The organism is Rhodopseudomonas sp. BR0G17, from assembly GCF_010907025.1.
Classification (GTDB): domain Bacteria; phylum Pseudomonadota; class Alphaproteobacteria; order Rhizobiales; family Xanthobacteraceae; genus Rhodopseudomonas; species Rhodopseudomonas palustris_H.
The window spans coordinates 1-26,207 of the sequence record NZ_QUML01000048.1 but is presented as its reverse complement, the minus strand read 5'-3'; the positions used below and the strand labels follow the sequence as shown (position 1 = coordinate 26,207).

At 64.5% G+C, this 26,207-nt stretch carries 21 protein-coding genes, 1 tRNA gene and 2 pseudogenes; 11 read left to right on the top strand and 13 right to left on the bottom strand.

The features are described 5' to 3' along the window. Positions 1–35: 35 nt before the first annotated feature. A pseudogene (gene tolA, locus DY467_RS23755) lies at positions 36–470 on the top strand (cell envelope integrity protein TolA); the annotation flags it as partial. Between the two features lie 229 nt (positions 471–699). Here the strand turns inward: tolA and DY467_RS26580 are convergent. After that, the gene (locus DY467_RS26580; RefSeq protein WP_246701628.1) at positions 700–2,355 is read right to left on the bottom strand and encodes a cytochrome C; all 1,656 of its coding nucleotides are present in this window, start codon (positions 2,353–2,355) and stop codon (positions 700–702) included. A gap of 109 nt (positions 2,356–2,464) precedes the next feature. Then, positions 2,465–2,620, bottom strand: coding sequence for a high-potential iron-sulfur protein (locus DY467_RS23745; RefSeq protein ID WP_234820213.1), 156 nt, complete (start codon positions 2,618–2,620; stop codon positions 2,465–2,467). 491 nt (positions 2,621–3,111) lie between these two features. Between DY467_RS23745 and DY467_RS23740 the strand changes: the two genes are divergently transcribed. Continuing rightward, positions 3,112–4,584 (top strand): amidase, encoded by a 1,473-nt coding sequence (locus DY467_RS23740; RefSeq protein WP_164639424.1) that lies wholly within the window; start codon positions 3,112–3,114, stop codon positions 4,582–4,584. On the opposite strand, the gene DY467_RS23735 is transcribed toward DY467_RS23740, so the two are convergent. Next, positions 4,585–6,597, bottom strand: coding sequence for a tyrosine-protein phosphatase (locus tag DY467_RS23735; RefSeq protein WP_164639421.1), 2,013 nt, complete (start codon positions 6,595–6,597; stop codon positions 4,585–4,587). It lies immediately after the preceding gene. A 138-nt stretch (positions 6,598–6,735) separates the two neighbouring features. Here DY467_RS23735 and DY467_RS23730 point away from each other — a divergent pair, with 138 nt between their 5' ends. Next, entirely contained in the window at positions 6,736–6,939 is a 204-nt protein-coding gene (locus DY467_RS23730; RefSeq protein ID WP_164639398.1) for a hypothetical protein, read from the top strand. A 120-nt stretch (positions 6,940–7,059) separates the two neighbouring features. Here the strand turns inward: DY467_RS23730 and DY467_RS23725 are convergent, their stop codons facing one another. Beyond that, positions 7,060–8,847, bottom strand: a complete 1,788-nt coding sequence (locus tag DY467_RS23725) for an acyl-CoA dehydrogenase family protein (protein ID WP_164639419.1) — start codon at positions 8,845–8,847, stop codon at positions 7,060–7,062. Positions 8,848–8,992: 145 nt separating this feature from the next. Here DY467_RS23725 and DY467_RS23720 point away from each other — a divergent pair, with 145 nt between their 5' ends. Together DY467_RS23720 and DY467_RS23715 are read left to right on the top strand one after the other, a co-directional pair. Beyond that, positions 8,993–9,736, top strand: a complete 744-nt coding sequence (locus DY467_RS23720; RefSeq protein WP_164639417.1) for a sulfite exporter TauE/SafE family protein — start codon at positions 8,993–8,995, stop codon at positions 9,734–9,736. 121 nt (positions 9,737–9,857) lie between these two features. After that, positions 9,858–10,340, top strand: a complete 483-nt coding sequence (locus DY467_RS23715; protein ID WP_164639415.1) for a CinA family protein — start codon at positions 9,858–9,860, stop codon at positions 10,338–10,340. Between the two features lie 100 nt (positions 10,341–10,440). On the opposite strand, the gene crcB is transcribed toward DY467_RS23715, so the two are convergent. The 3 genes from crcB to DY467_RS23700 form a co-directional block, all read right to left on the bottom strand. Then, positions 10,441–10,815 carry a fluoride efflux transporter CrcB gene (crcB, locus tag DY467_RS23710; RefSeq protein WP_107343675.1) on the bottom strand — a complete coding sequence of 125 codons (375 nt, stop codon included), beginning with the start codon at positions 10,813–10,815 and terminating at the stop codon, positions 10,441–10,443. 154 nt (positions 10,816–10,969) lie between these two features. Beyond that, on the bottom strand, positions 10,970–11,566 hold the full coding sequence (locus DY467_RS23705; protein ID WP_107343674.1) for a superoxide dismutase: 597 nt from the start codon (positions 11,564–11,566) through the stop codon (positions 10,970–10,972). Between the two features lie 201 nt (positions 11,567–11,767). Beyond that, positions 11,768–13,003, bottom strand: coding sequence for an MFS transporter (locus DY467_RS23700; RefSeq protein WP_164639413.1), 1,236 nt, complete (start codon positions 13,001–13,003; stop codon positions 11,768–11,770). 273 nt (positions 13,004–13,276) lie between these two features. Here DY467_RS23700 and DY467_RS23695 point away from each other — a divergent pair, with 273 nt between their 5' ends. Together DY467_RS23695 and DY467_RS23690 are read left to right on the top strand one after the other, a co-directional pair. Beyond that, positions 13,277–14,650: an MATE family efflux transporter gene (locus DY467_RS23695; protein WP_164639411.1), complete on the top strand. Its 1,374-nt coding sequence runs from the start codon at positions 13,277–13,279 to the stop codon at positions 14,648–14,650. A 131-nt stretch (positions 14,651–14,781) separates the two neighbouring features. Further along, a complete protein-coding gene (locus tag DY467_RS23690) occupies positions 14,782–15,225 on the top strand; it encodes a DUF2147 domain-containing protein (RefSeq protein ID WP_164572591.1) in 444 nt (147 codons plus the stop codon). Here the strand turns inward: DY467_RS23690 and DY467_RS23685 are convergent. The 3 genes and pseudogenes from DY467_RS23685 to DY467_RS23680 form a co-directional block, all read right to left on the bottom strand. Continuing rightward, positions 15,222–16,386: pseudogene (locus DY467_RS23685) on the bottom strand (DUF3095 domain-containing protein). The gene DY467_RS23690 and the pseudogene DY467_RS23685 sit on opposite strands and share 4 nt — an antisense overlap. A 71-nt stretch (positions 16,387–16,457) precedes the next feature. Next, on the bottom strand, positions 16,458–16,592 hold the full coding sequence (locus DY467_RS26735; RefSeq protein WP_013503510.1) for a hypothetical protein: 135 nt from the start codon (positions 16,590–16,592) through the stop codon (positions 16,458–16,460). A gap of 153 nt (positions 16,593–16,745) precedes the next feature. Beyond that, positions 16,746–16,822 (bottom strand) — tRNA-Met (locus DY467_RS23680). A gap of 288 nt (positions 16,823–17,110) precedes the next feature. Between DY467_RS23680 and DY467_RS23675 the strand changes: the two genes are divergently transcribed. Both DY467_RS23675 and DY467_RS23670 read left to right on the top strand, forming a co-directional pair. Continuing rightward, positions 17,111–18,544, top strand: a complete 1,434-nt coding sequence (locus DY467_RS23675) for a coniferyl aldehyde dehydrogenase (RefSeq protein ID WP_164639409.1) — start codon at positions 17,111–17,113, stop codon at positions 18,542–18,544. Positions 18,545–18,614: 70 nt separating this feature from the next. Next, positions 18,615–20,219, top strand: coding sequence for a GMC family oxidoreductase (locus DY467_RS23670; RefSeq protein WP_164639407.1), 1,605 nt, complete (start codon positions 18,615–18,617; stop codon positions 20,217–20,219). Positions 20,220–20,558: 339 nt separating this feature from the next. Here DY467_RS23670 and DY467_RS23665 read toward each other — a convergent pair whose 3' ends face one another. Next, positions 20,559–21,275, bottom strand: a complete 717-nt coding sequence (locus DY467_RS23665) for a RipA family octameric membrane protein (RefSeq protein WP_164639405.1) — start codon at positions 21,273–21,275, stop codon at positions 20,559–20,561. Between the two features lie 35 nt (positions 21,276–21,310). Further along, entirely contained in the window at positions 21,311–22,072 is a 762-nt protein-coding gene (locus tag DY467_RS23660; RefSeq protein ID WP_164639403.1) for an SDR family NAD(P)-dependent oxidoreductase, read from the bottom strand. Positions 22,073–22,180: 108 nt separating this feature from the next. On the opposite strand from DY467_RS23660, the gene DY467_RS23655 reads away from it, so the two are divergent. Then, complete coding sequence (locus tag DY467_RS23655) at positions 22,181–22,963, top strand: SDR family oxidoreductase (protein ID WP_012495252.1); 783 nt, start codon at positions 22,181–22,183, stop codon at positions 22,961–22,963. A gap of 48 nt (positions 22,964–23,011) precedes the next feature. Here the strand turns inward: DY467_RS23655 and DY467_RS23650 are convergent, their stop codons facing one another. Then, on the bottom strand, positions 23,012–23,638 hold the full coding sequence (locus tag DY467_RS23650; RefSeq protein WP_164639401.1) for a response regulator transcription factor: 627 nt from the start codon (positions 23,636–23,638) through the stop codon (positions 23,012–23,014). 426 nt (positions 23,639–24,064) lie between these two features. Here DY467_RS23650 and DY467_RS23645 point away from each other — a divergent pair. Further along, positions 24,065–26,207 (top strand): hybrid sensor histidine kinase/response regulator (locus DY467_RS23645; protein WP_164639400.1); only part of this gene is annotated, 2,143 nt, incomplete at its 3' end.

The window sequence follows — 26,207 nt, the reverse complement described above, 5'->3', positions numbered from 1 at the left end:
GTATTTTACGGTGATGTCCGGCTCCTGCGGAATCGCAGGCGGCGGGGGCTGCACCCTATCCGCCGGCGATTCCGCAGGAGCCGGACATCACCGTAAAATACTCCGTGGCGCTCGGGCTGCCGGCCGAAGGCGGCTTTGACGCGCCGGCCGAGACCGTCGCCAACATCAGCGCCGATGCGGTGGCGGCCCTGCGCAAGCGGCTGAAAGCCTGCGCGGCGCTGCCGGCGGGCCTGTCGCCGGCCGACAACGTCAAGATCGTGATCCGGGTGGGCCTGACGCCGGACGGCCGGCTCGCCCAGGAGCCGTTCCTGATCGAGGCCAGCGCCTCGGCCAAAGGCCCAGCGCTGATGAAGGGCGCCATCGCCGCCCTCGAAGCGTGCCAGCCCTACACCATGCTGCCAGCCGACAAGTACCGGGAATGGCGCATCCTCGACATCGGCTTCACGCCGCAGGATTTCCGGGGCGGTTAGGCCGCTTCGACTTTATATCCTTCAAATGAAGCTCTGGCAGCGGATCGGGGCACCCTGCCGCACTTGCTACGCGTCGCACCAAGATGACGGCCACGAAAAACAAAGGAAGCCCCGGAACCGCCGGAGCTTCAGTCAAGGGAGACTCTACCCGACGCGCCATCCAGCCCAGATGGCGCGCCAACCCGATGCAAGTCACCTGTAGCCGGTCAGTGTCCCGACCAGCGCACCCTCAGAACAAAATCGTCGAGTAGACGATGAAGGTGTTCTTGTCGTGCGACGTGACGGTGTCGCCGCTGTATTTGGTGTAGTAAAAATACTGCAGGCCGATGCGGGTGTTGAACCAGGGCCAGTACGGCGCGCGGCTCGAGCCGAACGGCAGGTAGGCAAGCTCCGCCATGAAGCCTGTGGTGTCCGGCACGCTGTCCTGATTTCCCTGGTAAAGAATGGCGTCGGGCGATCCCCAGGTCCGGAAGTACTGGCCGGTCGCAACCACCCGATTGTCGTTACCGATCGCGACAGTCGAGCTGGCCCGCAAAGTGTTCAGCGAGTTGGTCAGATTCGCCGGAACGATCCCGCCGATATAGCCGGCATCATAGCGCTGCTCCTCGCGGATGTAAGCGCCCTTCAGGATCACCCAGTAATTGTCGCCCCGATACTGATACTGCGTATCGAAACCGAAGTCGGTATACTTGTTCGTGGCTCCATATGGCACGTCGGCGAGATTGCCGGTGGTGTCGAGCGGCACAGGGACGCCGCTCACCGACCAGGGCGCGATCTCGAACCGGCTAGCGAAGCCGCCGACCATCAGATTGTGGTCGCCGAACCGCTGTTCCCAGGCAACGCGGCCATAAGGGGCGACGCCGGCGATCTGGCCGAGGCTGGTGAGCGGATCGGCGCCGAGCCGGGTCTGCGCCACGACGCCGAGGGTCTTGTAGCCGGTGGCCTCGAGATAGAGCTGATCATTGATGAACAGATAGCCGCCGAGGCCGGCAACGCGTTGCGAATAGGCGCCGTCGATCACCGTCGACGTCGCCGGGCCGGTGAAGCCGAGCTGAGTCGTGAAGTACGGATGGGTCCAGGCCGGCGCGGTATTCCACACATCCTGCACGGTTGGATTGTTGTGCGCGGTGATACCGAATAGCACATCGACGCCACCGATCTGGCCTGACTGCGCATAGCGGACATCGACATTGTCCCAACCCCACTTGCCCGACGCATCCGCGATCGCCGGGAAACTGTAAGTCAGCTGCGCGAACACGCCGACATTGTCGCTCATGGCACCGCCGCCGAACAGGCTCGCCTGCGCCAGACCGGTATTGTCGTTGGCGTTCCAGTGATTGACGCCGGGCGTCCAGTTCGGATCTGGCGCTTGTGTGTGGGTGTAGCCGCCGAGCAGCATCACGGCCAACGGCGGAAACCAGCCGGGCTCCTCCTCCGGCTTCTGCACCGCCGCGAACGCATCGGTTATCGCCTGCTCGGGCGTTGCGGCCGGCCTGGCTGACTTCGCGTCAGATGTTGTCTGCTGGGCATAAGAACGAAGCTGGGCGACAGCATCCTGAGATGCTGTCCCCGGCACAAGGACCGACTTGAGTTCATCCGCCGTCGGAAACACCTTGCCGGAAGGCGGGATCGGAAACAGCGTCTTGCGGAATGGCCCGCCGCCGAGCGTGTAACCGCCGAGCTTGAAGCGACGGCCGAATGGCGTGAGGCCGAGAACATCGGTGTGGCAGTTACCGCAGGGTTGACCAGTCTGACGGGCGAAGATCGGCAGCGCTTGCGCCGTCGGCGGGGTGACCACCAACGTTACGCCAGTGATGACCGCGCCGCCGGCAAAGGCCACCACACCGCCAAGGAATTGTGTCGCTCGATCGCTGAATTTGCTCAAAGCCCGTCCCCAAACAATCAATTCTGTTCAAATCCGGACGCAGCCAACGCGGCTGCGTCCGCTCGATGTGTAACGCCTTTCGCCAAGCACGCTCGGCACAACAAACAGATCAGCCTTTCGTGACGAACAGCGAGCACCAGCCGTTCGCACTTACAGGGCCGTCAACGACCTTGCAGCTACTGGAAGCCGCAATGTAGTTCTGACACTTTCCGCAAGACTGCCCGCTGTGCGGCGAGGCTTGATACTGCGCCGCAGACTTGGCCATCTTGTCCGAAGCAAGTGCTTCGCTGGCAGCGAGCCCCACAATCGCGACCGCCCCAGCCGCTCCCGCCGCAACCCGAAGCATGTTGCGGCGCGACAATTCCACTAGACACACGTCACGCGTTGTTTTTGTCACGGTTTCCTCCCGATCAATGTTCAGCTCTTTTGGGATGCAAGATTGTTATTGGACGAGCGGCGCCAGCTCGATAGGAATAATTAGCAACAACAAATTTCGCGCCGCCGTCGACACGGCCTGGATTACTAAATGAACCCATAACCGCACACTTGGTAATTAGATCACTTGTTAGTATCTGAATCCGTTGACGCCGATCAAACTAATTTTTCATCACAGGAAATTGTGCTCACAAAAACCCTCTCTGTCAGCTCCCCGTCAGCATCATTGCCTGTTGGGAAAATTGTCGCCATTGAAAACTATTGGCGTATAGTGCTGCGCCACGTCAGCGTACTAATCACCAGCCTACGGAGTTGCACGCCTTGTCCGCCTCATCCTGGAGCTTTGCGACCGTCACCGATCTTTCCGCCGCTCTGAGAGCCAAGCAGGTTTCCGCCGTCGAACTTGCGAAGGATGCGATCGGGCGGATCGAGCGGCACGACGACAAGGTCAACGCGGTGTGCGTCCGCGACTTCGACCGCGCCCTGCAGAGCGCGCGGGCGGCCGATCTGGCGTTGTCGCGCGGCGGACGCGAGCCGCTGCTCGGCATTCCGATGACCGTCAAGGAGAGCTTCAACGTCGCCGGCCTGCCGACCACCTGGGGCTTCGTCGAGCAGAAGAACTTCGTCGCCGCCGCCGATGCGCTGGCGGTCGAGCGGGTGAAAGCCGCAGGCGGCGTCGTCCTCGGCAAAACCAACGTACCGGTCGCTCTGGGAGACTGGCAAAGCTACAACGAGATCTACGGCACCAGCGGCAATCCTTATGATCTCGGCCGCACGCCTGGCGGATCGTCCGGCGGCTCCTCCGCCGCGCTCGCGGCCGGCTTCGGCGCGCTGTCGCTCGGCTCGGATATCGGCGGCTCGCTGCGGGTGCCGGCACATTACTGCGGCGTCTACGCCCACAAGCCGACCTTCGGCCTGTGCCCGGCGCGCGGCCACACCCCGCCGCCGTTTCCGCCGCTGCCGTCGAATCGCGATCTGTCGGTGATCGGCCCGATGGCGCGCTCGGCCGCCGATCTGGCGCTGCTGCTCGACGTCATCGCCGGCACAGACCCGATCTTCGACGGGATCGCGTATCGGCTCGATCTACCGCCAGCACGGCACACGGCGCTGAAGGACTTCCGCGTGCTGTTGCTGGATACCCATCCGCTGCTGCCGACCGGCTCCGCCGTGCACAGCGCGCTGCAGACGCTGGCGGACGGCCTGACCAAGGCCGGAGCCAGCGTCACCCGCTCCTCGCCCTTGCTGCCCGATCTTGCCGAGACGTCGCGGGTCTATATGCGGATGCTGCTGTCGTTCCTCGCCGCCGGCTTCCCGCCCGACCTCTACGCCGGCGCCCAGGCGATGGCGGCCCAGCTCAGCGCCAACGACGACAGCCTCGCCGCCGAGCGGCTGCGCGGCATCGTGCTCAGCCACCGCGACTGGGTCGCCGCCGACAGCCGCCGCACCGGCCTGCGCGCGCAATGGCGCGAGCTGTTCAAATCCTTCGATGCGGTGATCTGCCCGGTGATGCCGACTCCAGCGTATCCGCACGATCACCACGAGCCGCAGGAAGAGCGCCGCATCGAGATCGACGGCAAGCAGCATCCTTACGTCGACCAACTGGTGTGGCCCGGCATTGCCACCCTGCCCGGCCTGCCATCAACCGCCCTGCCGATCGCGATGTCGGACGACGGCCTGCCGATCGGCGCGCAGATCGTCGGCCCCTGGCTGGAAGACCGCACGCCGCTCAAACTCGCCGAGTTGATCGAGCGCGAATTCGGCGGCTTCAAACCGCCGAAGGCGTTCGTCGACTGATCAGAAGCTGACCTCGAGCGACAGGCGGGCATCGAAGCCGGTGCTCGCATTGTCGCCGATGATCGCATTGGCGCCGGCCCTGAGTGTCGCGGCATTCTGCCGTGCCGCCACCGCTAGGCCGGCGCGGAGCAGATTGCGACTGTCGAACGCCGAGACCTGCGCGATGCGATAGCCGTACAGGCTCGCATTCGAGACCAGCTGCGGATCGGACAGGGCCCGCTCATAGCCGAGCGTCAGCGCCGGCGACAGCTGCCAGCCGGCCATGGCACGCGCATCCAGCGCAATGTCGAGATCGGCAATGGCGCTGGTCAGCGTCCGCTCGGTGCGCTCCACCGCCAGCGCAAGCTCACTGCCGGTTTCGCCAAAGCCGCCGAGCCGCACATAGGTGGCGCGCAGGCCGAGTTGCGGCGTGATCGTCCACGGCGCCAAGCGGACGACGTTGCCGACATCGACACGACCGCTCACCACCCCGCCGGAGCCACTGCCGGTGGCCGTGCCGAGGGCGCCGCCGAGGCTGCGGCTGACGCGGTCCTGTGCCCACGTCAGCGTACTACGCGCAGACAGATAGGGCCCGACGTCGAGACTGGTGAAGCCGTAACGCCCGCCGAAGGTCGCCACCGCAAGATCGAGATCGGCATTGCCGCCGGCGCTACTCACCGACGCGCCCTGATAACCGGCACCGACGAACGCGCTGGTCTGCCCGTCGATGCGCCACGTCACGCCGGCGAGCGGTCCGGCGCTGCGCTCGGTACTCTTCGCCACGCCGCTGCCGCCGTTCGACACCAGATAGCCGCCGAGGCCACTCAGCCACGCCCGGCTTTCGCCGCCGCGTAGATCGCGGCCGCTGGCATAGGGCGCGGTGGCGCTGTCGATCCACAGCGGTTGATGCGTCAGGAACGCCGCCGTATCGGCGTGGACCTGGCCACCGACCTGGGTTTCGACGCCGCCCAGCGTGCCGGCATCGATCGCGGATTGCAGATAGTAATTGAAACTGGTGTAGCGGCCCGACAGCGGTGAGTTCTGCAGGGCGCCGAGCAACGCGGCGCCGGCGGCGGCGTTGCCGGTCATGCCGGACTGCCCCGGCAGGCTGGCGAAATACACCATCTTGGCGCGCAGCACGTAGATGTCCGCCAGCGACAGACCGAGGCCCTGCATCAGATAGGCGTAGACCGAGCCATATTGCGCAGCGACCTGATCGAGGCCGGCCTGCAGATAGCTGGTCTGGACGCCGAACATCGGCGCCGCGACAGCCACCGCGGCGTTGCCCGCCGCGCCGCCGCCGGCCGCAGTGTAGATCTGCGCCAGCATGGTCTGGTTCGAGGCCGCCATATAGATGTTGGTGGCCAGATAGGCGGTCATGATCGTGCTGGGCGAAACGCCGGCGATGCTCTGCAACAGCATCGAGGTCCAGCCGGTGCGGTCCTTGCCGGCGGAGCAATGATACAGCGCGGCAGCCGACGGGTCGCCGGCCAGCGTCAGCAGCACGTCGCGGAACGCAGCGCGCTGGCCCGGATCGGTGACAAAGCCTTGATACAGCGACTCCATGTAGCTGACGGCCGCCGCTGCCGTGGTCACCGACGCTGTCGAGGGCGTCCCAGAACTGCCGAAGATGTTGATATTGACGTAGCGCGCGCCGGCCGGCACCCAATCCGGCCCGGCATTCGGCGCCATCACGGTAATCGGGCCATTGATCTCCGCCGGCGTGCGCAGATCGATGTCGAGCCCGATGCGCAGCGACGACAGCGTCGCCCAGTCGGCGGCCGACAACATGGACAGCGCCTCGGAGCGATAGAACACGCCGGCCCGCATCACGCCGCCATGCGCGGTGGTATCGGCAAAACCGCTACCGCCCGCCGCCGGGATGATGCCGGCGAGATCGCGGAAGTTCGGGTCGGTGAGAAGGATCGGCGTGGTGATCGGCTGCTGGGCGAGTGCCGGCCGGCCACTGACGATCGCGACCGCGACGGCGCAGAGCGAAAGAAGGTGCCGCGGCCGCAGACGACGAAATAGCATCAATCACTCCCGCTCAGGCAAGCACACTCGCGCCATCGCGGCACGCTGATGCGCGGCCCTTGCAATTTCCTACGGGACGAGGTGTGGGCTCGGTCAACAAGCAAACGCGCAGCCGACTCAAAATCGAATCGATAAATAATGCTGGGCCGGATCGGCCCGCCGCTCAACCCGGCTGATTTACCAATAGAGCCGGCACCGCTGCTAACGATTTGCAAGCGGATCGCTGCCGATCGGCGCGCAGATCGTCGGCCCCTGGCTGGAAGACCGCACGCCGCTGAGCTCGCCGAACTGATCGAGCGCGAACTCGGCGGCTTCAAACCGCCGAAGGCGTTCGTCGATTAATTAGCGACGAACGCCCCCGTCATTGCGAGCGAAGCGAAGCAATCCAGCTCCGAACGCTGGGCTGGATTGCTTCGTCGCTTCGCTCCTCGCAATGACGCGAGAGATTGTGTCGCTCGCATACTACGCCGTCAGCAGCGGCGCGATCTCGTCTATGCCCGCGGCCTGCTCACCCAACAGATGGCCGGCAATCGCGAGTTCGAGCTTGCCGTCCTGATGTGCAAACGGATCAGGCTGGTACAGGCGATGCTCAACCACGAGGCGCGACAGCAGCACGCGCCGGGCATCGCCGCGCATCGCGTCGATCTTCGCGCCCTCCCAGGCGAGCGCCACCGCGCTGGCGACGTGATACAGCGCGCTGGTGGCACGGCGGGCGTCGGCTTCGTTCTCGCTGCTCCGCGCCACGTCGCGGGCGAAGGCGATCGATTTATCGATCAGCCCGCGCAACCGGTCGCGCCAGTCCTGCGGCACGCGCACCGCATCGTCGAGCCGCGCATGCAGATCGGCACCTAGCGCCGACTCCGCGCCGTGCCTGCCGATCGCGCGCTTCAGCGCATCGATCGCCACGATGTTGCCGGTGCCTTCCCAGATCGAGCCGAGATGCGCGTCGCGGAGCAGCCGCGCGGTGGCGAACTCCTCGACATAACCGATGCCGCCGCGCATCTCGAGCGCATCACCGCAGACTTTGCGCGCGTCGCGGGTCGCGCGGAATTTCAGCGTGGGCGTGAGGATACGCAGCAGCGCAGCCGCGTCCTGGCTGCCGCCTTCGGCGCGGTCGAGTGCATCGGCGGTGAGGAAGCTGACCGACATTCCCTGCTCGGTCGAAACCAGGATCTTCAGCAGCTGCCGGCGCGCCAGCGGCAGATCGGCGATGCGACTGCCGAACACTACGCGGTTCTTCGCCACAGTGATCGCATCGTGCCAGGCGCGCCGCATCAACGCCGTGGACTTCACGCCGTTGGACAGCCGCGATGAGTTCACCATCTCGGCCATCTGCACGAAGCCGCGGTCGAGCTTGCCGACCGCATAAGCGATCGCGCCTTCGAGCTTGATCTCGCCCGACGCCATCGAGCGGGTGCCGAGCTTGTCCTTCAGCCGCACGATCCGGTAGTGATTGGGCGAGCCGTCGTCGAGGAACCGCGGCATCAGGAACAGGCCGACGCCGCGCGTGCCGGGACCGGCGCCTTCGGGGCGCGCCAGCAGCATCACCACTTTGGCGTCGGCGTTTGAGCAGAACCACTTCTCGCCATACAGCCGCCAATGATTGCCTTCGGACACGGCGATCGACGTCAGCGTGCCGACATCGGAGCCGCCCTCCTTCTCGGTCATGAACTGGCCGCCTTGGGTCAGCTTGCTCATGTCGGTCTGGGTCAGGCCATCGAGATACTTCGCCTTCAACGCCTCGTCGCCGAACTTCGACAGCAGCTTGGCGCAGCCGTCGGTGACGTTGATCGGGCAGCCCATGCCGAATTCGGTTTCGTTGAATAAGAGCGTAAAGGCGTGCTTGGCGGTGACCGGATAGACGTCCGGCCAGCCCATGATGCCTTTGCGGTGCGACAGCGCGTGAATGCCGAACTCGCCGAACGCGGCAGCCTCCAGTTCGCGATAGGCCGGGTGATACTCGACGTACTGGGCGTCACGGCCGAAGCGGTCGCGCTGATGCAAGATCGGCGTGTGGCGGTCGGCGAGCCGCGCGCATTCATCAAGCCGGCCGCCGGCCAGCGCACCGAGCCGGTCGAGATGCGGCTCGATGTGATCGATCAGGGATTTCGGCAGATGAATCCGCAAAAGATCGGCGAGCGACGGATCGGCGCGATAGAAGTTCAGCCCCGTGGTGTCGGGCGCGATCAGGTTCGCGGCGCTGCCGGGCTTCGCCGCAGGCGCGGCGTCTCGTTTGTTTCCTGCCAACATCTGCAACTCTTGTTTTGGTTTTGGGAGCCTTGTCCGATGCTATAAGCCCGATCGGCAGGCGGCACAAAGCAAGCTTGCGCCGACACTCCTTCACGGACGCGCGACGGCTTCCGCCCGGCGGAATTGAGCAGGCGCATCGAGGCCGATGGAACTAACAACTCTCATCATCCTGATCGCCGGCGCGCTGTGTGGCGGGTTCGTTTCCGGCCTGTCCGGCTTCGGTCTGGCGCTGGTGTCGCTCGGGTTCTGGCTCTACGTCTTCCCGCCGACCATTGCGGTCCCGCTGGTGCTGCTGTGCTCGATGGTCTCTCAGGCCTCGACGATGCGGATGGTGTGGGAGCACATCGATTTCAAACTGGTGACGCCGTTCCTGATCGGCGGACTCGCCGGCGTGATCCCGGGCAGCGTGCTTGTGGCCTATGCCGATCCGTGGGGCTTCAAACTGTTCGTCGGCCTGTTTCTGCTGATCTTCCCGCCCGCGCTGTATTTCACCCCGCCGATGGCACTGACCTTCGGCGGCCGCTGGATGGATGGCGTGATCGGCTGGATCGGCGGCGTGATGGGCGGCTTCGCTGGGTTGTCCGGCCCTCCACCGATTTTGTGGGCGAGCGTCCGCGGCTGGGACAAGCATCAGCGCCGTGGCGTGTTTCAGGCATTCAACTCCACCGTGCTGATCGCTGCGCTGGCGCTGCAGACCGCGCACGGTCTCGTCACGCGTGAAGTTCTCTACGCGGCCTTGCTGGCGCTGCCAGCCATCCTGCTGGGCGCCTGGCTGGGCGCGCGGACCTACCACGCGCTGAGCGACCGCTCGTTTCGCAACGTGGTGCTGGCGCTGCTGTTTCTGTCCGGGCTCAGCCTGGTGTGGAGCAGCTTCGCTGGACTGCGCTGAGCGGCCGGGCCCGCTCACATTCGGTTTGCCCGCCGGCACGGCTTCCGATCAAGTACAGCCGATCAAGTGTCGATTCGTCCCGCCAGAGGCGATGTGACAGGCAGCACAGAGGAGATCGGTGATGCGGGAATTGCTGCCGGTGGCCGAAAAGGTCGCGCTTAGGCTGATCGCGCAGAAGCAGACCATCGCAGTCGCAGAATCCTCGGCCGGCGGATTGATCGCGTCTGCCCTGCTCGCCGTGCCTGGTGCATCGGCCTACTTTCTCGGCTCGGCGGTGGTGTACACGCGCGAGGCGCGACGTTTGCTGATGGATATTCCGGATCCCGACATGAAGGGACTGCGGTCCTCGTCGGAGCCCTATGCCGAATTGCTGGCGAAGCAGATCCGCTCCCGGCTCGGCGCCGACTGGGCGCTGTCAGAAACCGGGGCCGCCGACCCATCGGGCAATCGCTACGGCGACGCTGCCGGCCATACTTGCATCGCGGTGGCCGGGCCACGGCAGGCGGTGATGACGCTGGAGACGGAAAACGCCGACCGCGTCGACAACATGCACGTGTTCGCCGCGACCGCGCTCACCTTCCTGCTGCATACGATGTCGACCTGAGCGAGGCCTGAGGTCTCGCCCAAACGTCAGCGTATGATGGCTCTCCACGTCGCTACGAGTAGCGCGGCGACGAAGCAGTCCAGCGCAATGACGGAGGGTCTTATGTGACGGCGCGGATCAGCGCCATCCCGGCGAACAGGCCGGCGATCGCCAGCACCACCGAGCCGAGCACGTAAACCACCGCAAGCCCGATCGCGCCGCGCTCATACAGCAGCGCCGCGTCAAGCGAGAACGCCGAGAAGGTGGTGTAGCCGCCCAAGATGCCGGTCATCAGGAACAGCCGGAAGTGCTGCGACGAGCCGCCTTTGAACGCCAGATAGCCGGCGATCAGCCCCATCACGATCGAGCCGGTCACGTTGATGAAGAAGGTGTGATAAGGAAACGCGGTGCCGAGCAGGCGGCCGCTCAGCGTGTTGATGAAGTGGCGAAACATCGCCCCGAGCCCGCCGCCCACGAACACCAGAAGATAGGCCATCCGACAATTGCTCCGTCTGCGAACGTCGCCCCCGCCGTCGTTCTTGCAGCAGGAGAGGTGCGACCGCAAGCCGCATGGTCGGGCTCGATGCCAAAAGAAAAGGCGGCCGCACTGCGACCGCCTTTCCGATTCGATTGCGAGCTTGCCGCCCTGATCAGGCCTTGGAGTACAGCTCCTCGACATACTCCCAGTTGATCAGGCTATCGACGAACGCCTTCAGGTAGTCCGGACGGCGATTGCGATAATCGATGTAGTAGGAGTGCTCCCAGACGTCGACGCCGAGGATCGGCGTGGCGCCGTGCACCAGCGGGTTCTCGCCGTTCGGAGTCTTGGAGATTTCGAGCTTGCCGTTCTTGACCGAGAGCCAGGCCCAGCCCGAGCCGAACTGGCCGGCGCCGGCCGCAGCGAAATCGGCCTTGAACTTCTCGAAGCCGCCGAGGTCTTCGTTGATCTTCTTTTCCAACGCGCCGGGCAGCTTGCTGCCACCGCCGTTCGGCTTCATCCACTTCCAGAAGTGGATGTGGTTGTAGTGCTGGGCGGCGTTATTGAACAACGGGGCGTTCTTGTTGAACGAGCCCTTGACCACCTCCTCGAGCGACTTGCCCTCGAATTCGGTGCCCTTCAGCAGATTGTTGCCGTTGGTGACATACGCCTGATGATGCTTGTCGTGGTGATATTCCAGGGTCTCCTTCGACATGTACGGCTGCAACGCGTCGTAGGCATACGGCAATTCGGGTAGCGTGAAGGTCATGATGCATTTCCACGGTGGTGGGAGACGTCGTCTTTAACGGGAACCCTTATAAAAGGTTCCCCGGTGGGACCCAATATCTATTCTAACTCGCAACAGCATGTCTCGGCGGTCTGGCCGAAGCGAATACCGCTGCAACCTGAATAGCTTACCGTTAGCACCCGATCGTACCGTCGACGCTCGGCAGCCCCCGTCCCGGTCCGGTCAGGCGGTTGCGGGGACCGCCAATTCGTCCCGACGGCGCGGCGGCCGGACGTTCATCAGCATCTGGGCACAACCGGCGATCAGGCCGATCAGCACCGCGGCCTGCCAGGCGCGATCATAGCTGCCGAGATGGTCGTAGATCACGCCGCCGCCCCAGGCACCGAGGAACGAGCCGACCTGGTGGCTGAGGAAGGCGATGCCGGTCAGCGTCGCCATGTAGCGCAGCCCGAACAGCTGGGCGACGAGGCCGTTCACCAGCGGGATCACCCCAAGCCACAACGACCCCATGATCGCGGCGAACACGATCGTCGAAGTGGCCGACGCCGGGAAATAGAAATATGCCGCCACCGTCAGTGACCGCACGATGTAGATGCCGCCGAGCAAATACTGCTTCGGAAACCTGCCGCCGAGCCAGCCGAACGCATAAGAGCCGAACACGTTGAACAGCCCGATCACCGCCAGCGCCGAAGCACCGAGTGACGGATCGAGCCCGCAGATAGCCAGATAGTTCGGCAGATGCGTGGTGATGAACACGAGCTGCAGACCGCAGACGAAGAACGCGATCGCCATCACGAGGAAGCCGGAATGGCCGAGCGCGGTCTGCACCACCTCGCCGGCCGACTGCTGCACGTCGTCCGACTTGTCGATGTCGAGCTTGTCGGCACGGCCTGCGAACAGCGCCGACGGCAGCATCGCCGCGGCGAGGCCAAGGAAGCCGATCAGCGCCATCTGCCAGCCGGCGGTCGAGATCAGCGTCTGCGCCAGCGGCGAAGCCAGCACCAGGCCGAGCGACCCGGCAGCCGAGACCGCGCCCATCGCAACGCTGCGCTTGGCCGGCGACACCGTGCGCGAGGTCACCGTCATGGTCATGCTGGAGGCGGTGCACGACAGCGCAATGCCGACGCAGACGCCGCAGCCGAGCGTGAACATCAAGGCCGAGTCCGCGACCATCATGAGGACAAGACCGGCCGCATAGACCACGACGCCACCGGCCATCACCCAGCGGGTGCCGTAACGATCGGCGATCAGTCCCACCATCGGCTGCGTGACGCCCCAGATGATGTTCTGCAGTGCTGTCGCGAAAGAGAAGTCGGCGCTGGTGATGCCGACGTCGCGGATCACCGAGGGCTGAAACAGCCCGAAGCTCTGCCGCATGCCCATGGCGAGGCTGAGCAGCACCGAGGCACCGATCAGGATCGACCAGCGCTGAAACGCGCTGAGCTGAGCTGCCTTCATAGGCGGTTTCCTCTCCCGGAGAATATTTATCCCTCTTCATGCCCTGGTTTGGGAGATTTGACCATCCATCCCAGCGGTATTCTGGTTCTGCGCCGAATGCAGGGGTGCCGCCGCGTGACCGGCCGCCTCAGAGCCCTGCGCGAAACGCCGTCGCGCCCGCGTATCCTGCAATGCCCCGCCGCTTGTGCCCGATGAGGCGCTGTGGCTATTGTATGTTAATCATCATACAAAAGACCGCCGTCAATCGCGAGGCGGCATCCGGGGAGCGACTGCATGACCATCGAGGCACCCGCCGACACACCACTGTCCGCTCCACCACCGAACCGGCTGCTGACCGCGCCGATCCTGCCGACACTAGTGCGGCTGGCGATCCCCAACACCATCGCGATGCTCGGCACAGCATTGGTGGCGGTGGCCGAGACGTCCTATATCGGCCGGCTCGGCACCGAACCTCTGGCGGCGATTGCTCTGGTGTTTCCGTTCGCAATGCTGACGCAGATGATGTCGGCCGGCGCCATGGGCGGCGGCGTCTCATCGGCGATCAGCCGCGCCCTTGGCACCGGTGATACACACCGGGCCGGCGTTCTGGCGCTGCACGCGATCCTGATTGGGATCGGCGGCGGACTGTTGTTCACGCTGGTGATGCAGCTATTCGGCCGATCGCTGTTCGCACTGCTCGGCGGCCGCGGCGAGGTGTTGGAGCAGGCCTGTAGCTACTCGGTCGTTCTGTTCTCAGGTGCCGTGTCGATCTGGCTGGTGAACACCCTCGCCTCGATCCTGCGGGGCACCGGCGACATGGTCCTGCCGGCAGGTGCCCTGCTCGGCGTTGCGGCTTTGCAGGTGGTGATCGGCGGCGCGCTCGGCCTCGGCCTGTTCGGAATGCCGCGGCTCGGAATGCCTGGCGTCGCCTCCGGCCAAGCGATCGCTTTCACGGTCGGCGCGCTGTTCCTGCTGATCTATCTCGCCAGCGGCCGCAGTCGGCTGCGGCTGCAACTGCGCGCATTCAGCTTCCAACGCCCGATCTTCGTCGACATCCTGAAGGTCGGCGCGCTCGCCTGTCTCGCGCCGCTGCAGTCGGTGTTGACGATCCTGATCTTCACGAAGGTGCTGGCCAGCTACGGCACCACCACGCTCGCCGGCTATGGCATCGGCTCGCGGTTGGAATTCCTGCTGATCCCGATCGCGTTCGCGGTCGGCGTCGCCTCGATCCCGATGGTCGGGATGGCGATCGGCGCCGGTGATATCGCCCGCGCGCGGCGGGTGGCGTGGACGGCCGGAGTCGTATCCGCCCTGATCGTCGGACTGGTCGGCGTCGTGCTGGCGATCTGGCCGGCGCTCTGGGTGTCACTGTTCACAGCCGACCCGGCCGTTACTGACGCTGCGCATACCTACTTCCGCTTCGCCGGCCCGGGCTTCGGCTTCTTCGGCCTCGGCGTGACGCTGTATTTCGCCAGCCAGGGCGCCGCCAAGGTTGGCGGACCGGTGCTCGCCGCGACCGGACGGCTCATGCTGGTGGCTCTCGGCGGATGGGCGCTGGTCGCCTTTGGGGCGCCGGCATCGGCGATGTTCGCGATGGTGGCGCTGGCGATGGTGGTGTACGGCCTCGGCAGCGCAGCCGCGATCTACCTGACACGCTGGGTCAAATGAATCGGAATTATCCCCAGCGTGCAGCAAGGGTCACACGATTGCACGAATCGGACGCTCTGCTATCCAACCGCCCGCCGCACTGCTTCTGAATGCTGTTCGCGGCTCCCGCGAGTATCGTTTGGAGGTATGGAATGGCCGTTCGGTCCGGTTTTGTCGCTGCTGCCCTGGTTGCCCTGGTGTCGCTGTCCCCCGCAGGGGCGATCGCCCAATCGGCCGGGCCGCAGGGCACCTGGTTGACTCAGGCCGGCGACGCCAAGGTCCGGATCAAGAGCTGCGGCAACGCGCTGTGCGGGAGCATCGTCTGGCTGAAGACGCCGATCGATCCGAACACCGGCAAGCCCCAGGTCGATGACAAGAACGCCGATCCGCAGCTCGCGTCGCGGCCGATCATCGGCCTGCAGATCTTCGGCGACATGCGCCCGGTGTCGCAGGGCAAATGGAGCGGCCACATCTACAACGCCGACGACGGCAAGACTTACGAGAGCAGCATCTCGCACACCGGCCCCAACAGCCTGCGGGTCGAGGGCTGCGTCGGCACCCTGTGCGGCGGCGAAAGCTGGACGCTGACGCGCTAAGCGGCTGCCCTGTCGGGCATCGCCTTCAAGGCCAGCGCGGCGGACGCATAGCCGCCGCCCGCGCCGTCGATGAAGTGCACATGATCGCTACGCGCTACCGACGGCGTAAAACACGTCACCATCGCCGACTGCTGCCGCGATACGCCGTAACGCGCGACGCCCGCAGCCGCCGCCGTGGCGAGCTTCTGCTCCAGCGCGTCGGCTAGCTCCGGCGCGCAGTCGACCACCATGCGCAGTCCGTCGTCGTATTTACGGAAGTCTGAATTCTCGACCAGCTCGGACAGATAACGCCGCGGGACGAAGCCGCGCACGGTGATGCCGAAGCGGATGATCAAGTAGCTGAACAGAGTCCGGATCAGCAGGCCGGCGCGGCGCAGCGTCAGCGGTACGCCGCGTTCGGCGTGCGCTTCAAGATCGAGGCCCTGCGGCGGCCAGCGCAATCCCGGTCCTTCGTGGGGCACCGGCCTGCCCGCCTCCGGGCTGCGCTCGACCATCGTCACGATATCTTCCGATCAGGCTGCGATACGCCGCCCCATCGGCCTGCGCCGTCGGCACGATCAGCACCGACAGGATGACGCCGCGCCGGGCCGGCATTTCTTCGAACCGGCACGACAGACCGGAGAGGTCCGGCGCGGTGCCGGGCGGCGCCGGCGGAATCGAAAATTCACCGCGCTTCATCGCCGCATCGGCCCAGCCCAATCCGCCGCCTGCAAACATCGCGTAGCTGACGTGCGGCGAAGGCGCGAAACGGGCGACGCGCACCTCGAGCCCCTTGGCGCGGATCGCCGCGACCGGCACTAGCGCGATCCGCATCGTCAGGCCGAGTTCGTCGCGCACCCAGGCAGCGGTCGCGGCCAGCGCATCGCGGGCGGCGGTCAAATCGGCTGGTGCCACCGCAAAGCTGGCGCCATCGCCGCCGAACACGAACGGGAATTCGCGCTCTTGAAGCGCGTTGGTCACCGCGGCGATCACGGCCGCGCCAGCTATGTTGACCGACTTGTAGCGCTGCTCGGCGATCGCACGGGTGGAATCGACGATGTCGGCGACGCCGACGGTCCAATCGTCCGGCAACGGCGCGTAGAGGGCAGGATCCATCAGGCTGCGGAAGCCACGAAACACCGCGACACTCTGGTAGAACCCGCCGCTATCGCCCGCGCTCATGCCGCCCGGCCCTCCTCGATTGATGCCGATGAGTTACGTCCGCAAACCCGATCGATTGCGAACGACCGAGGTCAGTCGCTGCCCGAGCACAGGCCGAGCGCAGCCGTGATCGTCCCACGCGCACAGCGCGTCAGCGTGATGTCCGAATACAGGCCATAGGCGAACACAGCCAAAGCCAACAGAAAGATGATGCCGAGCGATTTCACGTTCGATGTCCAAGCCGCCGCGGACGTCGCAAGCGCAATGCTCACCGCGGACGGCCGATGCTGCACCTGTTAGATCAGATCGCCGGGTAACGAAACAACCGTGCAGCCCAAACGAAAAACGCCGCCAGATCCTGTGGACCTGACGGCGTAATTTGGTTGCGGGGATAGGATTTGAACCTATGACCTTCAGGTTATGAGCCTGACGAGCTACCGGGCTGCTCCACCCCGCGTTAAACCTTTGCGCGGCTTTCAGAAAACCGATGACCATCAACGCCCAAAGGCGCTGATTGATCCTCCCGGAGGCTTCCTGAGAAGGTGCCCGGGGCGAATGCCCGGGGCGCGAGGGGTGTCTACCAACACCGGGGGGATTTGCAAAGCCCCAAGGGAGGATTTGGGAGAAGATTTTCAAGATTATATGACGAAGGGAACCAGGTGTGGTTGCCGGAATCCTCTTCCCCTGCGAGAATTTGGCAAAATCAGCCCGTAACGAACCAATTGGGCATCGCAGGGAGCGAAAGATGGACCAGCCGGTCGGCGGTTTCGGGGGCAATGCGCTCCACGACAGCTTTCATCGCATGTTCGAAATTTCACGTGCTGGGCCGCCGCCGACGCTGGAGCAGCGTCAGGACCGGCTCGCGCGGCTGCGCGCGCTGATCAAGGACAACGAGAAACGATTCGAGCAGGCGATCTCTGCCGATTTCGGTCACCGCAGCTCGACCGAGACTCTGATCGCCGAGACGCTTAGCCTGCTCGGCGACATCAAGCACACCTCGCGGCATCTCAAGCGCTGGATGGCGCCGCGCAAGGTGTCGACCCAGCTTCAGTTTCTGCCCGGCAAAAACCGGCTGCTGCCGCAGCCGCTCGGCGTGGTCGGGGTGATTGCGCCGTGGAATTATCCGCTGCAGCTCACCGTCGCGCCTGCCATCGGCGCGATCGCCGCCGGCAACCGGGTGATGATCAAGCCGAGCGAACTATCGCCCCACTTCGCCGCACTGCTGCAGGAGACTGTCGCGGCCAAGTTCGACGCGAGCGAGATGATGGTGACCGGGATCGAGCCCGGCGTCGCCGAGGCGTTCGCTCGGCTGCCGTTCGATCATCTGATGTTCACCGGCTCGACTCGTGTCGGCCGCATCGTCGCGGCGGAGGCGGGCAAGAACCTCACCCCGGTCACGCTCGAACTCGGCGGCAAGTCGCCGACCATTGTCGACCGCTCCGCCGATCTCGACGAGGTGGCGCCGCGGATCGCCTATGCCAAGCTGATGAACGCCGGACAGACCTGCATCGCGCCCGACTACGTGCTGGCGCCGCAGGACCGGGTCGAAGCCCTCGCCGGCAAGATCTGGGGCGCGATGCAGCAGATGTGGGGCACAGACCCGGCCAATCCGGACTACACCTCGATCATCGCCGAGCATCACTACGCGCGGCTGAAGAGCCTGATCGACGATGCTGTGGCACGCGGCGCACGGCTGCTGCAGCCGGCGTCCGCGGATGATGCGGCGTGGGCCGGCAAGCGCAAATTCCCGCCGACCCTTGTGCTCGGTGCCACGCCCGAGATGAAGATCATGCAGGAGGAGATCTTCGGTCCGCTGCTGCCGATCCTCGGCTACAGCGAGCCGACCGAGCCGATCGATTTCATCAACGGCCGCGACCGGCCGCTGGCGCTGTATTGGTTCGGCACCGATGAAGCCGCACGCGACCAGGTGCTGGAGCGGACCGTCTCGGGCGGCGTCACCATCAACGACTGCCTGGTGCATTTCGCTCAAGCCAACCAGCCGATGGGCGGCGTCGGCGCGTCCGGCACCGGCGCGTATCACGGCGAATGGGGCTTCAACACCTTCACCAAGATGAAGCCGATCTTCTATCGCTCGCCCTACAACCGCTTCGCCGATCTGTATCCGCCTTACGGCGCCAAGATCGCGCGGCTGTCGAAGGTGCTACGCCTGATGTCGTAACAAGAGACGACCCACACGGCCGAAGATGCCGGCGGCAATCAACAAAACAATATCCCGGAGGGAAACGCTCGTGAGCGAAACAGTGGATTTCGTCGTGGTCGGCGGCGGCTCTGGTGGCTGCGCCGTCGCTGGACGGCTGTCGGAAGATGCCAACACGTCGGTGGCGCTGCTCGAAGCTGGCGGCACGGCCGACAATTGGGTGGTGAAGACGCCCTACGCGCTGTCGCTGATGGTGCCGAGCAAGCTGAACAATTGGCATTTCGAGACCGTGCCGCAGCCCGGACTCAACGGCCGGATCGGCTATCAGCCGCGCGGCAAGGGCCTCGGCGGCTCGTCGGCGATCAACGCCATGGTCTACATCCGCGGCCACAAATGGGACTACGATCATTGGGCCGACCTCGGCAATGCCGGCTGGTCCTACGCCGACGTGCTGCCCTACTTCAAACGCTCGGAGAACAACTCCGACTTCAACGGCGCCTATCACGGCCAGAGCGGGCCGCTGCACGTCAACCGGCTGCGCACCGATAATCCGGCGCACGAGATCTTCCTGCAGGCGGCGCGCGAGGCGCAGTTCCGCATTCGCGACGACTTCAACGGCGAGGAGCAGGAAGGCCTCGGCCTATATCAGCTCACCCAACACAATGGCGAGCGCTGGAGCGCGGCACGGGCCTATGTGCATCCTCACATCGGCACGCGCCGCAATCTCCGTGTCGAGACCGAGGCGCAGGCGACCCGGATTTTGGTCGAAGGCGGCCGCGCGGTTGGCGTCGCCTATCGGCAGAACGACCAGATCCGCGAGATCCGCGCGCGCCGCGAAGTCATCCTCGCCTCAGGCGCGTTTCAGTCGCCTCAGATGCTGATGCTGTCCGGCATCGGCGATGCCGCGGCTCTGAAGGCCCATGGCATCGACGTCGTGCACCATCTGCCGGGTGTCGGCCAGAACCTGCAGGATCACCCGGACTTCATCTTCGCCTATCAGTCGGACAGCCCGTATTTCACCGGAACCAGCTTCACCGGCATCGCGCGCCTGCTGTCGACGATCGGACAATATCGCCGCGAGGGACGCGGGCCGCTGACCACCAACTTCGCCGAATGCGGCGGCTTCCTGAAGACCCGGCCCGACCTCGACGTGCCGGACATCCAGCTGCACTTCGGCATGGCGATGGTCGACGATCACGGCCGCAAGCGGCATTGGGGCACGGGCTTCTCCTGCCATTTCTGCCTACTGCGCCCGAAGAGCCTCGGCAGCGTCGGGCTCAGCAGCGCCGATCCCTTGGCACCGCCGCGGATCGATCCGAATTTCTTCGGCGATCCTGAGGACCTCGAAACCATGGTGGCAGGCTACAAGACCACGCAGCGGCTGATGGAGACGCCGGCGCTACGCGCGCTGCAGCAGAAGGATCTGTTCACCGCCAACGTCCGCACCGACGACGATATCCGCGCCATTCTGCGCGCCCGCGTCGACACCGTGTATCACCCGGTCGGCACCTGCAAGATGGGCAGCGATCCGATGGCGGTGGTCGATCCACGTTTGAAAGTGCACGGCATCGGTGGCTTGCGCATCGTCGACGCTTCGGTGATGCCGACGTTGATCGGCGGCAACACCAACGCGCCAACCATCATGATCGGCGAGAAGGCCGCCGACATGATCCGCGAGGAGATGCGGGCGAACTGACGTCGTCTTGCTGGTGACGTCATTCCGGGGCGCGCGCAGCGCGAACCCGGAATCCAGCAGTTTAGTCCCCGCGGCGCCCGCCGCGGAGGAACTCGTCGAGATTCCGGGTTCGCTCACTTTCGTGAGCGCCCCGGAATGACGACGGATAGAGCCTGTCCCGCCGCAGCGCCAACAGTATCCAGTTCTGTCATTCTGGAATGCGCCCGCGATCAGGCATTGGAGAGAAACACTCATGCTTCCCATCGCGCCGCAACGCGTATGAATTTGGGACTTGCGAGCTGCGCTCGCGCCCCGGAAGGGCCATCGAATGAGCTCTCGATTACGCGCGATACGTCGATTTCAGCGATCTGATGAAGGCAAGTGACGGACTACGAAGGAGGCCTCATTAGTGATCGACCTCACCCTGGGCCACTCCACCACATTATCATTGTGCTTGGCGTAAAGAGCACCTCGAATCTTCGTGCGCTGCTGAGAAAGAGCAAAAGCGGCGATAATAACCCCAATCACTCCAACAATCGTGAGAAGCAAGACACCCTGATTATCGATGACCTCCCTCAACAGTTTCTCGCGGGAGACAACGGCCACGAAGAGACCAGCAAACAGCCAAAACCCCACGAAACAATTCGACAAAGCGATGCTTAAGCCAGTAACTGAATACTCCACCTGCCCCTGCCGCAACCAGACAGTTTTGTAGAGAGGCCCCTCAACGACGTCTTCCAACATCTCGATGTGCTTTTCCCAGTTTTCTTGCCAGAATTTTGAGCCTCTGCCTGCAAATGAGTTTGCCAGCGCACTCAAGAGTCCGACCGCAGTTAGTGCCAAAAGCATTACATAGCCGGCATCACTCTTCAGATCCTTCCAAATGACCCCGAACGCAGCAAACACGACGATCTGGAAGCCCCAAAAGAACGTTCCCCTCTTCCAAAAGTGCTCAATTTCAAAAGACCGTTGCGCATAGGCTCGATCAAGCATCGCTCTAAGATTTGCCCTCTGAGCATCATTAGAAAGCGGCTCCTTCGTTCTCAATTTTGTGAAATATTCTTTTGCGATATCCATATTCTCACCTTTGAAATAGTTTCCGTTTCCGTAGCTTACCCTAGCAAGAATCCGCCATCCACCGTGACGACGCTGCCGGTCATGTAGCGCGAGGCGTTGGAGGCGAGCAGCAGGATGGCGCCGTCGAGGTCGGACTCGTGGCCGACGCGACGTTGCGGAATGCTCTTGAGCAGCTTCTCGCCGGCCGGCGTCGACCACAGCTCGCGATTGATGTCGGTGTCGATGTAGCCCGGCGCCAGGGCGTTGACGCGGATGCGCGAGCTTGCGAGTTCGAGCGCCATCGCTTTGGTGGCCTGGATGATGCCGGCCTTGGAGATCGCGTAGGGCGAGACGAATTTCAGCACGCTCTGGCCGAGCACCGAAGCGATGTTGACGATGTTGCCGCCCTGCTGGCGTGCGATCATCCGGCGCGCAACTTCGGTCGCCAGGAAGTAAGCGCCCTTCAGATTGGCGCCGATGACCTTGTCCCAATCGGCCTCGGTCTGATCGACCGCAAGTTTCTCGGTGGCGACGCCGGCATTGTTGATCAGCACTGTGATTGGGCCGATCGCGGCCTCGGCCTGATCAAGCGCCGCGGCCATCGAGCCGAGATCGGTGACATCCATCAGCACCGCCACGGCGCGGCCGCCGCCGTCCTTGATCTCCTGCTCCAGGCTCTGCAGCTTGTCGATCTGTCGCGCAGCCAGCACGATCGCGGCGCCGCGCGCGGCGAGCACGCGCGCGAATTGCCGGCCCAACCCTTGCGATGCGCCGGTGACCAGAATGACTTCGTTGCTGACGTCGAACAGTTGATCCATGCCGCGTTTCCCGTTGATGCGTTATGCGTTGCCCTCCCCTTACCATGCCGGAGCGGGATGGCTAGAGTGCCGGCCGCATCGACATCGCCATGCATCCGGGAGTGAAACGTGGATCTGGGAATCAAGGGTCGCCGCGCGCTGGTGTGCGCATCGAGCAAGGGACTAGGCCGCGGCTGCGCTGCGGCGCTCGCCGCCGAAGGCGTGCATGTGACGATGACTGCACGCGGCGCAGAGGCGCTGGCGCAGGCTGCAGCGGAGCTGCGCAAGGCTTATCCCGATGTCGAGATCATCGAGGTCGCCGGCGACATCACCACGCCGGAAGGCCGCGCCGCCGCGCTGGCGGCCTGCCCGGAACCGGACATCCTGATCAACAATGCCGGCGGCCCGCCGCCCGGCGATTTCCGCAACTGGACCCGCGACGACTGGATCAAGGCGCTCGACGCCAACATGCTGACGCCGATCGAGCTGATCAAAGCGACGGTCGACAAGATGATCGAACGCAAGTTCGGCCGCATCGTCAACATCACCTCGGCCGCCGTGAAGGCACCGATCGATGTGCTCGGCCTGTCGAACGGCGCGCGCTCCGGTCTGACCGGCTTCGTCGCCGGCCTGTCGCGCAAGACCGTCCGCCACAACGTGACCATCAACGCGCTGCTCCCCGGCCCGTTCGACACCGATCGGCTTCGCGGCGTCGCAGCCGGTCAGGCGAAGGCGTCCGGCAAGCCAGCCGAGCAGATCCTGGAAGCGCGGAAAAACGAAAACCCGGCAGGACGCTTCGGCACGCCGGACGAATTCGGTGCCGCCTGTGCGTTCCTGTGCAGCGTCCACGCCGGCTACATCACCGGCCAGAACCTTCTGCTCGACGGCGGCGCGTTCCCCGGCACGATGTAACGGCCACCCGACGACAAGAGACCGGCGGACACGCCGCCGGTCTTCGGCTTACTTCGGCGCCGTCATCACGATGCGCACCAGATCGGTGGCATTGCGGGCGCCGAGCTTCTTCATGATGTTGGCGCGGTGATACTCGATCGTGCGCGGGCTGATCCCGAGCTGCCGCCCGGCTTCCTTGTTGGTATTGCCGGACGAAAACAGCTCGAGCACTTCGCGCTCGCGCAGAGTCAGCGGCTCCTTGCCGGGGAAATTGTAGGAAGGGGCCTTGCTGCCCTGGCCGGCATCGCGCCGCCGCGAGAAGGCCTCGATCGCCTCCTCCACCCGTGACACAATCTCCTTGCCGCGGAACGGCTTCTCGATGAAGTCGAGGGCGCCGTTCTTGATGGCGTTGACGGCCATCGCCATGTCGCCTTTGCCCGAGATCATGAAGATCGGCGCCGGGTAATCCTCAGCGTGCAGCTCCGCCAGGATGTCGAGACCCGACCGGCCGGGAATGTGAACGTCCAGCAGGATGCAGGCCGGGCTGCGGTTACGCGCCACCGCAAGCAACGATTCACCGTCAGCGAAACAGATCACCTGATAGCCCGCCGCCGAGAGCACGATCGACAGTGTCTCGCGCACCGCCGGATCGTCATCGACGACGAAGACTTCTCCTCCCGATGCCTGTTCGTTCATTACACGACCTCCCGGTAAAACCTTGAATGGAACGTACCGTTCAACTGCAGCCCGTAATTCTACGGGGAACCAAGTTAACGCGAAGACAGCACCAAACCGTTATGGTGATCTCAGAAACGTGCGAGGTCGCCGGTGTTATCTGCTTCCACCCCTACTAAGTAAGCGCCCGCCTCGAGCGTCGTCCGCAACACTCTCACCTAGTACGAACCAACCGACCGGGAGTTTCCCGATATCCTCGATTAGAACCTAAGTTCCCGAATATCATTATGAACCGGATTCGAGCAAGCAAGCGCTATCAAAACGGCGAAGGCCGCGGGGATAAACTCCGGCCGGCACCGTTGCTGCGCTGCTTCCATCAAGACGCCATCGGCGCGCGACGGGGCCCCGCTCCGGCCGCGGATCATTGACCGGGAGCCCGTTCGTCCGATGCTGCCGCCGACCCGCCCGAACCTCAAGCGATCGCTGGTGGCCCTCCGCGTCACGACGATCGTGCTGATCGCCACCATCGTCGGCACCAACCTGATCTTCCTCGGCAACCTGCGCGAAAGCACGCTGCAGACGGCAGAGACCAATCTGGAGCGGTACACGCTGACGCTTGCCGAAGAGGCCGATCGGTCGTTCAAGTCGATGGACCTGCTGCTTTCCAGCATTCGTGATTATGTCAGCCGCGCCGGCGTGACCGACAGCGCCTCCTACCGACGGCTGATGTCGCAGCAGAGCGTGTATTCGCTGCTCAGCGAGAAGATCACCGGGATGCCGCAGGTCGACGCCGTCACCATGATCGACGAGACCGGCAAGCTGATCAATTTCTCGCGGTATTGGCCGATCCCCAACGTCGACATCTCCGACCGCGACTACTTCCAGGCCCTCAGTAGCGATCCGGCGCTGACCTCGTTCGTCAGCGCTCCCACCCGGAACCGCGGTTCCGGAACCTGGAACATTTACCTCGCGCATCGTCTGAACGATGCGAGCGGAGGCTTCATCGGCCTGCTGCTCGGCGCGATCTCCGTTCAGTATTTCGAAAACTTCTTCGCCGCCACCTCCCCCGGGACCGGCACCGAAATCTCCTTGATGCGATCCGATGGAACGCTGCTGGTCAACTATCCCCACTCGGACCGGCTCGGCACGGTTGTGACCGACGCCGGCCGCCTAGCCTTGGCGGCAGGGGGACGCCAGCGGGAGGCTGCGGGGCCGAACAAACGTCTTCGTGTGACGCGGATGCTGCCGAACTACCCGGTCGTGGTCCGTGTCACGCAACCGGAGGACAGCGCACTGCAGAGCTGGCAGGACATGGCCGCGCTGATGATCACGATGTCGATCATCAGTGCGCTAGTCATCATCACCGGCAGCGTGGCGATCGCACGCTGGTGGGGCAAGCAGCACCTCTATGCCGAGGCGGCCGAGGCGGCGAGCGCGGCCAAATCCAGCTTCGTGGCGATGATGAGCCACGAAATCCGCACCCCGATGAACGCCGTGATCGGGCTTGCCACCAACCTGCTGGAGACACGTCTCGACGCCGAGCAGCGCCAGGCGGTCACCAGCATCCACGATGCCGGCGACAACCTCCTGCAAATCCTCGACGATATTCTCGATTTCTCCAAGCTCGAAGCCGGCCGCCTCAGCCTGGAGCCGATCCCGTTCGCACCGCGCAGCATCGTCGACAACACGCTCAGCGTCATCGGACCGCGCGCGGTCGCCAAGGGTCTCGTGATCCATCAGGAAACACGCGGCGATATCCCCGAGGCGCTGACCGGGGACGCCGGCCGTATCCGGCAGGTGCTGCTCAACCTGATTTCCAACGCGGTGAAATTCACGACCGCCGGCCGGATCACCATCACGACCGAGTGCATCTCGCGCGACACCACGAACGCGCGGATGCGATGGACCGTCACCGACACCGGAATCGGGATCGCACCCGACAAGATCGACACGCTGTTTAAGGACTTCGTGCAGGCGGACAGTTCGATCAGCCGGCGGTTCGGCGGATCTGGACTTGGTCTTGCGATCAGCAAGCGCCTGATCGAACAGATGGGCGGCAAGATCGGCGTGACCTCCACACCGGGGAGAGGCTCCGAATTCAACTTCTCGCTGACGCTGCCGATCGCCGACGATGTGGCTCCGCCGGAGCAGGACGACCAGACCGTCTATGCGCAATTCCGCGCCCGGATCGAGGCCGCCGGCCGGCCGCTGCGGGTGCTGGTGGTTGACGACAATCCGACCAACCGGGCGATCGCAGCGCAGATGCTGGGCGAGTTCAGGGTCCAGACCAATACGGCCTGCGACGGCACCGAGGCGGTCACCGCTGCGACCCGCTTCAGCTACGACGTCGTGCTGATGGACGTGCGGATGCCCGAAATGGACGGGCTCGATGCCACGCGGGCAATCCGCTCACACGGCGGAGCGCTCGCCAATGTCCCGATCATTGCCTTCACCGCCAATGCCTTCGCCGAAGACGCCGCCGCCTGCCGCGACGCCGGCATGAACGATCATGTCGCCAAGCCGGTCCGCAAGAAAGCGCTGATCGAAGCGATCCTGCGCGCGCTGCCGCCGCTGCCGGCCGCAACGTCCC

What these genes read in the sequence shown, in the direction of transcription:
- DY467_RS23675 (WP_164639409.1), top strand. Translation starts at nt 17,111, where the DNA reads ATGGACCAGCCGGTCGGCGGTTTCGGGGGCAATGCGCTCCACGACAGC.
- DY467_RS23700 (WP_164639413.1), bottom strand. Translation starts at nt 13,003, where the DNA reads ATGAAGGCAGCTCAGCTCAGCGCGTTTCAGCGCTGGTCGATCCTGATC.
- DY467_RS23715 (WP_164639415.1), top strand. Translation starts at nt 9,858, where the DNA reads ATGCGGGAATTGCTGCCGGTGGCCGAAAAGGTCGCGCTTAGGCTGATC.
- DY467_RS23725 (WP_164639419.1), bottom strand. Translation starts at nt 8,847, where the DNA reads ATGTTGGCAGGAAACAAACGAGACGCCGCGCCTGCGGCGAAGCCCGGC.
- DY467_RS23735 (WP_164639421.1), bottom strand. Translation starts at nt 6,597, where the DNA reads ATGCTATTTCGTCGTCTGCGGCCGCGGCACCTTCTTTCGCTCTGCGCC.
- DY467_RS23660 (WP_164639403.1), bottom strand. Translation starts at nt 22,072, where the DNA reads ATGGATCAACTGTTCGACGTCAGCAACGAAGTCATTCTGGTCACCGGC.
- DY467_RS23730 (WP_164639398.1), top strand. Translation starts at nt 6,736, where the DNA reads ATGCTGGGCCGGATCGGCCCGCCGCTCAACCCGGCTGATTTACCAATA.
- DY467_RS23720 (WP_164639417.1), top strand. Translation starts at nt 8,993, where the DNA reads ATGGAACTAACAACTCTCATCATCCTGATCGCCGGCGCGCTGTGTGGC.
- crcB (WP_107343675.1), bottom strand. Translation starts at nt 10,815, where the DNA reads ATGGCCTATCTTCTGGTGTTCGTGGGCGGCGGGCTCGGGGCGATGTTT.
- DY467_RS23665 (WP_164639405.1), bottom strand. Translation starts at nt 21,275, where the DNA reads ATGGATATCGCAAAAGAATATTTCACAAAATTGAGAACGAAGGAGCCG.
- DY467_RS23690 (WP_164572591.1), top strand. Translation starts at nt 14,782, where the DNA reads ATGGCCGTTCGGTCCGGTTTTGTCGCTGCTGCCCTGGTTGCCCTGGTG.
- DY467_RS23745 (WP_234820213.1), bottom strand. Translation starts at nt 2,620, where the DNA reads ATGGCCAAGTCTGCGGCGCAGTATCAAGCCTCGCCGCACAGCGGGCAG.
- DY467_RS23650 (WP_164639401.1), bottom strand. Translation starts at nt 23,638, where the DNA reads ATGAACGAACAGGCATCGGGAGGAGAAGTCTTCGTCGTCGATGACGAT.
- DY467_RS23705 (WP_107343674.1), bottom strand. Translation starts at nt 11,566, where the DNA reads ATGACCTTCACGCTACCCGAATTGCCGTATGCCTACGACGCGTTGCAG.
- DY467_RS23695 (WP_164639411.1), top strand. Translation starts at nt 13,277, where the DNA reads ATGACCATCGAGGCACCCGCCGACACACCACTGTCCGCTCCACCACCG.